Genomic DNA, 12,245 nt, shown 5'->3' on the forward strand with positions numbered 1-12,245 from the left:
CTGCTACGCACCGCTGATCCTTTGGGGACCACTGCTGGCCGTACTGACCATCGCCTACTGGAAGCGCCACCGCGCCCCATCACATGCTTGCGCGGGCCTGAGTGGCAGGAAAAGACGGCACTCTGCGAGTGATCACGCAAGACGCATGCTCGATCGTGTCGTTGGCGGAATAACAGGCGCCCTCGCCCCACCGCAGCAACAAGGCCCCTGCCAGCGGATAATCCGCAGGCAGGAGCCTTGATCAGTTCTGCTTACTTCTTCTTGCCCTGGGTCTTGCCGGGAATCTTGGTGAGCTGGGTTTTTGCTGGTCAGGGGCGGCGGGTCCGTGCGCCTGGTGGTCGTCGTTGGGCGTCATTGGTCGCTGCCGAGCAGCCTCGAACGGCCCAGGGACGGCCCAGCGATGGGGGAGCCGTTCCCCTGCTACACCGGGCTATCGTGCCGTCGTGACAAGCGCGACGGAGCGTCCCCTCCTTTTCCTCGACGTCGACGGTCCACTGATCCCGTTCGGGTTGTCGTCCGGTCGCCCTCAGACCGCTGCCACGGACGCCTCGGGAAACCCGCTGCTGACGCGACTCGACCCTGGGCTCGGATCTCGCCTCACAGCCCTGGGATGCCGTCTCGTGTGGGCCACGACCTGGATGGAGGAGGCGAACGAGGTCGTCTCCCCACGCATCGGACTGCCCAGGCTGCCCCTGGTGGAGTGGCCGGCCTCTCACGCCGACGAGGGCCCGCGCGGCCTGCACTGGAAAACCCGACACCTCGTCGAGTGGGCCAATGGCCGACCGTTCATCTGGGTCGACGACGAGATCAGCGCCATGGACCGCCTGTGGGTCGACGCCAGTCATTCCGGGCCGTCACTGCTCCATCGCGTCGACCCGGTCAAGGGCCTCACGGACGCCGACTTCACCGCGCTCGCCGACTGGCTCCGCCTCGTCATACCGAGATGAGCACCGCTTTAGGAGAGAGGCTGGTGGATCTTACGGCTGAGCTGCGGCTTCGCCGGTCGAGGCGGCAGGCGAGTACTAGACCGCCGGACACTGGTGCTGACCGTGGCTGTCCCCTGTATCTGGCACGGTTGTGGCACGGACTTCGCTCGTCAACCACCGTTGGTTCCGGGGCGGGGATCGGCCGATCGAATGCAGTCGTTGAGGGCGGCAAAGGACACTGGTGGACCGGCCGCCGCGCGAACGGTGCTCAGGCTGACGCTGTCCGCGTCTAGGGCAGCGACTGCTGGGCGGGGGAGTACGTAGAACTCCCACTGGGCCGTGTCGAGCGGGTTGTAGACAGCGTGTTCACGGGCGGTCTGGACGGCGAACACGTAGACGTCGGCGTTGTACGACTTCGCCTCCGAGTAACCGCCCTCGGATGACCATGTGCAAGCGCGGAGCCCGCTGAAGCGGATTTGAGAGGGCGTGCGCTGCTCCCAGGCTTGCAGATAGGCACCGGCTTTGACCTCGATGCGCAGTCCGTCGTCAGTCTCGACATCGTGGCTTGCCCACTCCACCCGGGGCTCGTGGGAGCCGACCGCCTGGTGGACCAGGAATTCGGCGAACAGGCCGCGTGTGTTGTTCATGCGGAGGTCCGGCATGGCGAACCGCCAGAAGTCGACCACGGTGGCGTCCGGGACGCCGACGATCGACTCGTCGCCACGGAGCGGGGGCATGGGACGCGGGGTCAAAGGCAGACGGGCAGGCTGCTTCATGGGTCCGCAGTCTGCCAGCGAGGCGTGGACGCTTGCACCTCTGCTGCCGGCAGCTCTTGCCAAGACGCTGGCTGGGTGGTCGCGGGAGTGGAGCCGGGTCCACGCTCTCAGCTTGGGAAGCTGCGGCGCTCTGCGCTTCCTGGGGCGCTGACCTGCACATACAGCTGGCGCGTCCTTCGTCGGGCTCGATCGTTCTCACCGCTACTCCCCGCTGTTCCCCGCTCGATCTGGTGCGCTTGTGGTGCGGTGCTCACACGAATGAGTGCGCAGGAAGCCACCTAATCGACGCGTACTCCACGCTCGCCTCGCCTGTACTGGCAGGTACTGACAGCACGACAGGCCCCCGACTCCTGGTTGAGGGGTGGAGGCCCGATGGTGGCTGGTCAGGTCAGGTTGACGAGGGTGGGTGTCACTTCGTTCTCAAGGTCGTACTCGGAGAACTCCCATGTTGTGACCACCGCGTCCTTTGGGACGCGATAGACGAACTGCATCTCGTCGTCGAAGCCGGGTTGCAACTGCGCGTTGCATTCTGGGTTGCCGGCGATGTCATAAAGATCTTCGATCGTGTCGAAGCGCCGACCCTGGTCGTCGATGAGCGCATTAACGATGGGCAGCGAGCACGTCAGGTCCATGCTGGCCTTTCCCTCGTTGCTGACGACGGTCTTGAGGACGACGTATTTGGCGTCGGCGCCTGCGGATTTGCGGGCTCCGGCGAGCACGATGGTGTCGGCCTCTGCCACCTTGGTGACCTTGACGACGGCTCCGCCGTTCCGGGCCTGCTCACCGACCTTGGCGTCTGTGTTCTGGTCGGTTGCTGCTGCGGTGTCCTCTTCGACTGTGGCCTCGGGCTCGACGGTTTCCGTCACGGTGACGGTGGGCTGTGGCTTTGCTGTGTCGTCGCTGCGGCCAGAGATGGCGATCCCTGTGGCGACGACGGCGGCGGCAATGATGGCCGCGCCGCCGATGATGTAGGCGTTGGTGTGGCTCTTCTTGCCGGGCTGCGGCGGCTGAGCCGGCATCGGCGGCGGTGTGATGTTGGTACTCATGATCCCCCTGGGATGGTGCTGTTGTGAGACGCATCATCCTCTGTGAACGGTTGCACTGACAGCAGTTGGGGCCACAGGGGCGACAAGCTGATGGAGGCCACTTCGGGATGCAGCCGCTTTGGTGCTGTTGTAGTCGCGCGGCTGGTGGGGTGCGTGGAACTGGCTGACTTCGATGGCTCGGCGGCGGATCTCTCGGCGCCGGTTCCGATGATCGTGACGACGTCGGCCTTGCCGAAGCGCGACACCCGCTTTAGAAGAGAGGCTGGGCGATCTCGGACCTGAGCTGCGACTTCGCCAGCGGAGGAAGCGGAGGGCTACTCGACCGCAGGGCACCGATGTTGACCGTGGCTGACCCCTGCATCTGGCACGGTTGTGGCACGAACTTCGGCCGACGGCAGCCAGCCACGATGGTATGTGCCAAGTGGGAGGGCCTCATGGTTCGCACGGGTCAGTCCTCGGAGCGAGCCCAGCTGATCTACCAGTACTCGACGGCGAAGCACCAGCGCAAGCTGGGCCAGGGGATCGATGCCGAGGTGCGACAGCAGCTGCGTGAGCCAGCTGCTAAGCAGGCGGGAGTCAAGCAGACGTAAGGGCGTTTCTGACGGTCTCCGGAGTACCGTGCGCCCCTTGTGCCCCCTTGAGGGACGGCCGTGAATGAGATCAGCTTCCCCTGTATGTAATGACAGGGGAGTTGCGCCGGCAGTCACCGGCCCAACTGGAGGGGGAGCGATGGCGATCAAGTTGGTGGCTGTTTCGCCTGCGCAGGACGAGCTGATCGACAAGGCCGTAGCCCTGGGTGATCGCTACACAAGGACGCTGGGGCTTCTCACACCTCCCGCTTACCGGAAGGCAGCGGAGGACGGCGGCCTTCTGGCCGCCGTTGAAGGGGACGAGATGCTCGGCTACGCGCTGTTCGGACTACCGAAGAGGAGCGCGCGTATTCGGCTCGCACACCTGTGTGTGGCGGAGGAACAGCGTGGCCGGGGAATCGCCCGCCAGCTGGTGGAGGGCGTCAAAGAGCGGTACCCACAGCGACTCGGGATCAAGGCCAAGTGCCGACGGGACTACAACCTGAGCGGGATGTGGAGGAGTCTCGGCTTCATCCCGGATGGCGAGGTGCGCGGGCGGGGCCGTGACGGCGAGATCCTGGACGGATGGTGGTTGGACCTCGGCCATCCTGACCTGTTCACGGAGATGGAGAGCGACGCGCTCCTAGTGGTAACCGTCGACCATGGAGTGTTCGCCGATCTGCGCGGCCTCGCTGACACGGCCGACGCGGAGGAGTCACGCGCGCTGGAAGCAGGCTGGATGGCGGATCTCGTCGAACTCGCCTACACACCCCAGCTGGTACATGAAATCCGGGATCTCGCGGACACGGCAGAACGTCAACACCAGCGGGCGGCGCTGACCGGCCTGCGCAAGCTCTCCCCGGACTTGGCGGCCGTAGACGAGCGAAGCCGTGAACTGCTCCAAGCCGCTACACAGGCCATGCCCGACCTGACCGTCGACGCTGGACTTCGCGTCCGCCTGCGGTATGTGGCCGAGACGTCGTGCGCCGGTCTGCAAGTCCTGGCGACCCGTGATCCACTGCTGTCCCGCCTGACCGACGTGGCCTGGGAGGTCGCCCGTGTCCGGGTCGTCTCACCTTCTACCGTGACGCTGCACGTGGACGAGTTGCGGCAGGCCCAGGTGTACCGTCCGGCTGATCTGATGGGCACGGAGTTCCGGTCCGGAGAGGTGGCACCAGGTGCGGAGGATGAACTGGTCGCCTTCTTTCACCAATCGGGTGGCGACGACGGGTCGGCCTTCGCCGAGCGGCTGCGGTCGCTGAACGAGGGCGCAGTCGCATGGCGCCGCGAGCTGCTCCGCGATGGTCAGGGCCACCCGGTCGCCCTCTACACATGGGCACTGGACGGACGAACTCTGATTGTCCCCGTCCTCCGCACGGCCGGCCACCCACTGGAACAGACTCTGGCCCGGCAGCTACTCTTCCTGCTCAAGCGGCTCGGCCGGGACTGCGGTGCAGAGATCATCCGCATCAGCGATCCGTATCCCTCCGAGGCCGCCAGGTCTGCGGCCGGCGACGATGGGTTCTTCGAGCATGACGGCAGGCTCGTCGCTCTCCTCGTGAATGTGTGCGGGACGGCAGCTGAAGTGGAGGCTGTGGCCGGAGGGCTCGCCCGCGAGCTGACTGTCGACACGACCGCGCTCCGCCCCGGCATGCCCGCCGAGGTGGCTGCCGTGGTGGAGCGTGCGTGGTGGCCGGCGAAGGTCATCGACTCGAAGCTGCCGTCCTTCCTGGTGCCCATCAAGCCGCGCTGGTCGACCGAGCTGTTCAACGTGCCCGCCATGCTCATTCCGCGCAGTGACGTCCTGGGCATCAGCAGAGAGCACGTCTACTACCGCTCCTCGGGCCGCCGCGGAGAGAGTGTTCCGGCTCGCCTGCTCTGGTACGTCAGCGAGGGCAACTCTCCGAGCGAAGGACAGATGGTGGTGGGCAGTTCGCGACTCGACGAGGTGCTCATCGACACACCCGACACCCTCTTCTCGAAATTCGAACACCTGGGCGTATATGGTCGGGCTGAGGTTCAAGAAGCCGCCGACGCCTCCGGTCGCGCCATGGCGCTCAGGTTCTCGGACACCGAGATCTTCCCGAGGCCGGTGACGCTGCGGCGATTGACCTCCCTGGCGAAGGAGCTGGGACTACCGTTGTCGCTGATCTCCCTGTCGAAGATCAGTAACGAGCTGTTCCAGGCGGTCTACCAAGAGGGGCACCGAACGACGTGAACGATCCGGAACGCGCGATGCTGCTGTCCGTCCACCCGCGCTTCGCCAACGCGATCCTGGCCGGCAGTAAGACGGTGGAAGTCCGCCGCCAGCGCGTCGCCGCGCCGCCCGGAACCCCGGTTCTGCTGTACGCAACCGCGCCCACCATGGCTCTGGTGGGCATGGCGCGCATCGCCTCGGTCCATGTGGGCTCCCCCAAGGACGTCTGGTCGGCGCATCATGCCCAGACAGGGATCACTCGACGCGAGTACGACGCCTACATGGACGGTGCTACCCAGGCGAGCGGTCTGACCTTGGAGGATCCCGTGCCCTTCGACGAGCCGGTGTCCCTCAGTGCACTGCGCGCTGCAGGGACCTTCCATCCGCCGCAGAGTTATCGCTACCTGAGAGGTACTGATCTGCGTCAGGTATCAGAGGCCGGGCCCGCAGTGGGCAGTGCGCTTCGGAAGGTGCTGCCGGACGCGGTTCACGCGTAGCGGGCCGAGGCTCCGAGCGATTGATGCGGGTCCGTGCGGCGTTGGTTAGCCGCCGAACACGGCTTGACCTCATGCGCTTGTAGTGCAGGGCTGCCACGCCGCTGCCGGGTATCCGTCGTCCCTACATGCTGGCCATGGCGTAGCGGCCCCACGACGTAGCGACGACCGTGTGGGCGTTCCTGCTGTCGCTTCTGATTGGGCTGATACGTCCGGCGCCGTAGGTAGGTGTGACCACCGCATTAGGAGTTCGGTCTGACCGCCTGTCCACCCGTGCTGCGCGGGGCGGCCGTGGCCGTGTCAGACCGTACCGCGCCGCCGCTGTCCGCTGTCGTTGATGTCAGCCATGAATGTCACCTCACACCGGCTGGGTCACTTGCGACGCTTGCGTGTCTTCGCCTTGCGTTCGGCTTCCTTGCGCTTCTCGATGGTGTACGACGACCACTCGCCACGGTGCAGGTTGCATCGCGACGCACCGACCATCGCCAGCCGCCGGCACCGAGTGCCCTTCTCCGTGAGCGCTCCACACCTGGACTGCGTACGAGCCACGTCTCCCACCCCCGGTCTCGACCGTTGTGCGGACCAGTGCAGGATTGCCGGGCACATGTCCTCTGCGGAAGGCGCACTGCTCCGCGCAGCGGTGCATGGCGGCCAAGGTAGGTTGCTCGGGGCGCACGCTTTCCAACTGTGCACCAGACCGTATGGTCAGGTACGGGCGCGTTCACCGTGCCAGGTCAGGCAGCGTCCGCGTACGGCCGTGAACGGTGGCGGTCGTCTGCGCACTGGACAAAGACCTGGACAACTGTGAGCGATGGAGCAGGTAGCCGGGCGGAAGTGATCAGTCCAACAGCGGCAGCGACGGAAGCCGTTCCGCGGAGAGCCCCGACCGCTCAGGCTCTGGCCACTCGGGAAGGTCGGCAGAGTCCCCACCGTAGGCGAGCACGGTCTGCGAGGCGAGGTCGCAGCACGCTTGGATGAAGCCTTCAGCACCCATGAGGCGCATCGAGTGCCTGCCGCTCTTCAGGGGCCACAACGCTCCTGAGCGGTTCGACACCGCGTATGGGTCCCCGCCGTGGCTCAGGATGTCGCGGAGGTTCTTCATGTCGGTGAGGTACAACTGCACCTCTTGGGTGCCGACATAAGCCTTCCAACGCGATCGGTTCCCGGGGGCGTTGCCCAGAATTCTCGTACGGACTCCCCATTCGTTGGTGAAGAGCCGGACCGCGTGCTGCTGCCCGACGTGGCGGAGCTTGTCCGGGTTGAGCGGAAGATGCCGCGTCCGGGACGGACCTAGGGCAAGGACGTCGTTGAAGAAGGCTTCGACGGCCGCATAGGACATCGTAAAGATTCCCCACCGCAGGGCGTACTGCTTCGTCGAGCGCCCAAGCGACTTGCCGTCCTTCCCGGTCAAGCCGTCGATGTCGCGGTGAAGTCCCACCAGCAGCGAAGGGTTTTGTAGCCCGGCGGATAAGGCGTTGGCTGCGTCGATGACAGCGGGGAGGTGAGGGTGTGGAGGCATGCGCGAGATCATAATTGCTGGACTCTCGGCGTCGAGGTGTCCGTGGCCGGCGGCGGGTGGATGGTTGGGGACAACCCCGTCACGGACATCGTGGGGGCGAGAGCGGCGGCCATGAGCTTGAGAGGCTCGGGTTGTCGACGAGCGATCGATGAGCTGACCTGTGGGGGAGCGGCAAGGGCGTCCGCTTGGCCAGCGGCCTCGTCCCTGTCGTTCCCCGTGGTTGCCCGCACCATCTGGCACGGGCGCGGACGCCTGACCCATGCGTCCGCGTCGGCGAACACCGCAGGTCTGGGTCGGCTCAGTGCCTTGCCATAGCGGTTGTCAGTTGGTCGTCCGCTGAAGAGGGATGCCAGCTCAGCCGGTCCCCTAACTTGCGAGTTGACCTCTTCTGCCATCATCCGAGTAACATGCTGTGCACTCTGCGCAGTAAGGGGGTGGGCCGTGGCTGGTCAGGGTGCTTGGCCAAGATCCTCTGGTCCTGAGGATCTGTTGCGCGTCAGCGCCTCGGACGCGCAAGGCTTGCTGCGGGGCTGTGGTCTTTACGGCTCGTACAAAGTTCGGCACAAACTGAAGCCCGTGGATTGGGCATACAGGCGAGATGACGCCCAACCTTTCATCCTGGGAATCGTACGCGATGTAAGCATTGCGCTCCAAGATGACCCACGCATTCACTCTTGGGATGAGCTTAGTCAACTCATCACTCAAGAGCTTGCACAGTATAGTTTGCATTCAGCTCTACTCCGGTATGCAACGCAAGCCATTGAAAACTACTTGAACTGTCACGATTTGAGCAAGGCTGAACTGGGAGCGCTTCAGCTGCGGATTTGCGATCCGGAAGTTGTCCCAAATCCGAGGTATCCAGGTCAAAAGCTGAATGTATGGGCTCCGGTTTACGATGGAAATAGCGGCGTGCGCGAGGTGCGAAAGCTGCGGTTTGGTGCCGCCAGGAAAGCACCAGCAAGCCCAGACAAGTGGACTGTCACGGCCGCCCACGTAGCCGGCTTGGTTCGTCCGCGCGGAGACGTGACAAGAATCCGAGTTATTGAGCTTGGCCTAAGCGATGGTTCGGTGGAGGTCTTGTTCGATGACAGTCCCGCTGCGGCGAAGGCACTGTACGAGTCGCAGGTTATACCTGCACTGAGCAAAATCGTTGACAGTAGAAGTGTGACGCCAGGATCCAACTGCGGAAAATGCAAGATGGCTGGCTGCTGCAATACTCTCGAAAAGTTAGACGGCTTCCTTGGCCAGGCCCGCCGAGGACATGCGACACGTTCCGTAAGCGCTCGCGACCTTGAGATATACGAAACGTGCCCCTCTCAGTGGTACCTCATTAATAGCAATCTGCCCGGAGACTCGGATCCCGGGCCATCCTCGGAACGCGGACGGAACGTTCATGAATGGTTGGCCAAAGCTCACATGGGCAACCGGAAGTGTGACGCCAGCGACCTGGATTTTATAGACGAGCATTTCCCCCAGCACCTCAGCGAGAAAGAATATCTGGAGGCGCGGGAGTACGTCACACAGCATGCGCTATCCTGCCCTATTGGCGATGGGGCACGTGTAATCGGAAGTGAAGTAGGTATTTACGGCTATGATGCTCGCGCCGATGTTGTAATCGTCAGCAAGCCTGATCTTCTGTATCTTGATGCTGAAGACACTTTCGTCATCAGAGAAACCAAGACGACCACTCGTTCAATTCCTCAAGATGAAAGAGCGGCATTTGACCAGTTTTTTGCGGTACCGTGGCTGATCAATTTGATAGCTAGCGGGTATCGGGGCCCATATGAAAGCCAAAAGGCGCGCTTGGAGCTGGAAGTGCTCGCGTCAGGGGAGAGCCGAGTCTACGCGTGGGATCTGAACGATAGCGGCCTCCGCGGTATGGCCAAGGCGGAGGTCCGTCTGCGCGCCAAAAGATGGCACAGGGACACGACTTGGTCGAGCACGCCCGGGGAGCACTGCAAGTGGTGTCCCGTTCGTCAGTGGTGTGGTGATGCCAGAATCGAGGAAGCGGACACTGACGACGGGGAACGCATGCCGTAACTGCGTTGTTGAGTCACTCGCTGGGTTACGCCGGAGCTGTGTGCATCCGCTCCCCGCGCGGGCTACCCTGGGATCGATGCTTTGACATCTCGTTGGAGCACACCAGGAGCCGCCGGAGGGGGAGTTGGACGATCTGGAGCGCCCGTCCCCGAAGGGCATGGCCCTGCGGCGGCCGAGTCTCCAGCCGAGGACACGCCCGCGCGTCCGTCCCCCCGTCCCGACCCTTCCGCGGCGGCACACGCCAGTGGACATGGCGTGGGCCGATACCGGGACGCTCTGTTCGCTGGCTCTTCGGCCGCCCCTGCTCAGTAAGGTCCTGAGTCTCTACGGCACATCGCTTGTAGTTACAGAGGCAGTGGCAACTGAGATCAGGCGATTGGCTTCCGTTCCGGAAGCTCGGCGGACTGCCGACACCCGGTTGCTCTGCACCGGGGCAGACTCCATCGCTCGTCACCTCGATGCCGGCGACATCAAAGAGCTGCCTCTGCCAACTTCAGACGACACATTCAACACGTTCGACAAACTCGACCAGGTGCTGCGGCAACTGAGAGAGATCGACGCCGCTGCGGCGGAGCGATCCGGTAGGAGCGTTGACCGTGTTGGTTCCGCCCACAGGCATGCTGGCGAGGCGCACAGCATTGTAAGTGCCCTACGGACTATCGCGTTCGGTCGCCGGACGCTGTTGCTGACGAACGATGGCGGAGCGATGGCTGTGGCGGTGCGAAACGCTGTCCCGGTCAAGCATGTTGGACATCTGCTTGCAGAACTCGCTTGTCACGATGAGAACGTCAACGCGGATCAGCTGTTCGACGCCTTCACTCAGATAACGCGGAAATTTGCCACGGTTCCAATGCAGCATCAACCGAAAGATGAAAAGTCTTTCAATTGCGTTATGAAGGGCGGCTCCTGCCGCCTCTGCGACTGATAGCGCAGCGCAGCTAGCCATTGAGGTCTGGAGTGTCGACTTCCCAGCCGGCCTCTCGCAATTGAATGCTGGCGACATCCACGGATCCGTCAGCGATTACATCTGCCACAGCCTGAAGGCTTACAAGTTGCTCGCTATAAGCGTCGAGAACCTGTTGCGAGAGCCGTTCTGAGGGAAAAGTCAGACCGCGGGAGCTGTTTAGTTCATTCCATGCATTTGAGTTCCCGGATCGTCGCATTAGTTCGCCGACAGGGATGGTTCGGCAATGCTGGAATACGTCCTCGTCTAGTGCGCCCTCGGCGAACTCGGACAGAGCGATTATTGCTGCTTCTCGACTCACTCCGTACGTCAGAATGACGTCAGCCAGGAACTTCTCAGCCTCGGCCCTTGTGAAAGTGTGGCCATACTCCTCCAGCTTATGCAGCAGTGCTTCCTCCGGAAGTAGAAAGTGCCGCGCAAAAGAGTTGGCAATCCGCTCGGGCCGGAGATCCTGCATTGACGCTCGATCTACAATGACCTGGCCTGGATCATTTTGCAATACGTGACAAAGCTCGTGCGCCAGAGTGAATCGCTGGCGTGACCAGATGTCATCAGAATTGATTATGATCACCCATGCGATTGTGTCTCCGTGCTTTTCAGGCACCGACATTCCGTGAACTTGATCCGGTAGGGTCCGATATTCCACGGGAAAGCCCAGGCTTTCAATCAGCCCTGTGAGATCCTCGATGGGATCAATCTCGTCAATGCCCAGGTAGCCGCGGAGCCGGGCGGCCGTCCGTTCACCTGCATAGCGATTGTGCCAGACTTGGGAAGGGGCGTAAGTGGTGACGTCGGTGACCGGCTGCGCGAAGCCCCATTCGCGGGTTAGGCGATCGATTTCCAGAAGGCGCGTCGCGTGTGAAACGGCGTCACTAACGTCGTGAATTCCCTCTATCCCGCCAAGGCGAAGACTGACGCCCATTGTGGGCTCTTCCGTTTGCAGGAAGAAGCCTGGAGGTACCTTAAAAAAGGCACTCAGGAGTGTCGCTTCATAGGTTGAAGGGAGACGCGTCCCCGAGATTAGATCCCTGTAACTTTGCTTAGATCCCAGAAGATCAAGCAGTGTTTCGGGAGCTACTCCCTCGCGTATGACTAGGGTATTTAGGGTGTGCTTGAAGCGCTCTTCGCGTGTGTCAGTTGCCGTCATCACCACCCCTTCCGCCTTGCGTCAGCCTCGCGGCTGCAGCGGTCCCATCGCCTACTGCCCAGTGTGGCAGATGCTCTGTGGCTGCACAGGCAGCAGCACTGGTCTGCAGACTTGATATGGCAAAGACTAGTGCCAGCCACTGACAGTGGACCCAACCTGGACGGCCTGTGACTAGCCAGCGGAGGTCGGTGGAACGGCTTTGGGCTGGAGCTGCTTTGGCGTGAGTGATCATGGCCCCGTAAGCTTCCGGCGCGTCGGGCAGTCTGTGGACCTGCCCGGTAAAGCACGACGTTGGGGCCATGATCTTCGAGGCTCGCGCCAAAGTGGCTGCCTAAAGCCGTGGAGCCGACCGCCCCAGCCACGACGTACCTCTTCTCTGGCGTCAGGCGGTTGATTGCTGTGCGCGCGGCACGGGCGCCGGCCGGGCTGGAGCGGGGCGGAGACAGGAGCGCAGGCCCGGCCGGGGGCCGGGCCGCGCGCGGGGAGCGGAGCGAGCCGCCTTGAACTAGGGTCCGTCTTCAAAGATCACTGGGGTGGTGGATCATGGTGGGGTGATACGCCGCCATG

At 63.2% G+C, this 12,245-nt stretch carries 10 protein-coding genes and 1 pseudogene; 6 read left to right on the forward strand and 5 right to left on the reverse strand.

The window, feature by feature from the left end:
* The first annotated feature begins 443 nt into the window (after positions 1-443).
* Positions 444-947: an HAD domain-containing protein gene (locus IE142_RS08170; protein ID WP_191885016.1), complete on the forward strand. Its 504-nt coding sequence runs from the start codon at positions 444-446 to the stop codon at positions 945-947.
* A gap of 149 nt (positions 948-1,096) precedes the next feature.
* Here IE142_RS08170 and IE142_RS08175 read toward each other — a convergent pair whose 3' ends face one another.
* Both IE142_RS08175 and IE142_RS08180 read right to left on the reverse strand, forming a co-directional pair.
* Complete coding sequence (locus tag IE142_RS08175; protein ID WP_191885017.1) at positions 1,097-1,702, reverse strand: hypothetical protein; 606 nt, start codon at positions 1,700-1,702, stop codon at positions 1,097-1,099.
* A gap of 383 nt (positions 1,703-2,085) precedes the next feature.
* Positions 2,086-2,748 (reverse strand): hypothetical protein, encoded by a 663-nt coding sequence (locus IE142_RS08180; protein WP_191885018.1) that lies wholly within the window; start codon positions 2,746-2,748, stop codon positions 2,086-2,088.
* Positions 2,749-3,164: 416 nt separating this feature from the next.
* Between IE142_RS08180 and IE142_RS08185 the strand changes: the two are divergent.
* The 3 genes and pseudogenes from IE142_RS08185 to IE142_RS08195 all read left to right on the forward strand — a co-directional run.
* Positions 3,165-3,338, forward strand: a pseudogene (locus IE142_RS08185) (tyrosine-type recombinase/integrase); the annotation flags it as partial.
* A 139-nt stretch (positions 3,339-3,477) separates the two neighbouring features.
* Entirely contained in the window at positions 3,478-5,535 is a 2,058-nt protein-coding gene (locus tag IE142_RS08190; RefSeq protein WP_191885020.1) for a GNAT family N-acetyltransferase, read from the forward strand.
* Positions 5,532-6,011 carry an ASCH domain-containing protein gene (locus IE142_RS08195; RefSeq protein WP_229830236.1) on the forward strand — a complete coding sequence of 160 codons (480 nt, stop codon included), beginning with the start codon at positions 5,532-5,534 and terminating at the stop codon, positions 6,009-6,011. The genes IE142_RS08190 and IE142_RS08195 overlap by 4 nt, the downstream gene beginning before the upstream one ends.
* 369 nt (positions 6,012-6,380) lie before the next feature.
* On the opposite strand, the gene IE142_RS08200 is transcribed toward IE142_RS08195, so the two are convergent.
* Positions 6,381-6,557 carry an HGGxSTG domain-containing protein gene (locus tag IE142_RS08200; protein WP_189885039.1) on the reverse strand — a complete coding sequence of 59 codons (177 nt, stop codon included), beginning with the start codon at positions 6,555-6,557 and terminating at the stop codon, positions 6,381-6,383.
* 289 nt (positions 6,558-6,846) lie between these two features.
* Positions 6,847-7,527 (reverse strand): hypothetical protein, encoded by a 681-nt coding sequence (locus IE142_RS08205; RefSeq protein ID WP_191885021.1) that lies wholly within the window; start codon positions 7,525-7,527, stop codon positions 6,847-6,849.
* Positions 7,528-8,724: 1,197 nt separating this feature from the next.
* Here IE142_RS08205 and IE142_RS36435 point away from each other — a divergent pair.
* Together IE142_RS36435 and IE142_RS08215 are read left to right on the forward strand one after the other, a co-directional pair.
* The gene (locus tag IE142_RS36435; protein ID WP_229830266.1) at positions 8,725-9,567 is read left to right on the forward strand and encodes a PD-(D/E)XK nuclease family protein; all 843 of its coding nucleotides are present in this window, start codon (positions 8,725-8,727) and stop codon (positions 9,565-9,567) included.
* Positions 9,568-9,922: 355 nt separating this feature from the next.
* The gene (locus tag IE142_RS08215; protein ID WP_191885023.1) at positions 9,923-10,492 is read left to right on the forward strand and encodes a hypothetical protein; all 570 of its coding nucleotides are present in this window, start codon (positions 9,923-9,925) and stop codon (positions 10,490-10,492) included.
* A 13-nt stretch (positions 10,493-10,505) separates the two neighbouring features.
* On the opposite strand, the gene IE142_RS08220 is transcribed toward IE142_RS08215, so the two are convergent.
* Positions 10,506-11,678 carry an ImmA/IrrE family metallo-endopeptidase gene (locus tag IE142_RS08220; protein ID WP_191885024.1) on the reverse strand — a complete coding sequence of 391 codons (1,173 nt, stop codon included), beginning with the start codon at positions 11,676-11,678 and terminating at the stop codon, positions 10,506-10,508.
* Positions 11,679-12,245 lie beyond the last annotated feature (567 nt).

The sequence above is a fragment of the Streptomyces mutabilis genome (assembly GCF_014649815.1).
Lineage (GTDB): Bacteria > Actinomycetota > Actinomycetes > Streptomycetales > Streptomycetaceae > Streptomyces > Streptomyces mutabilis.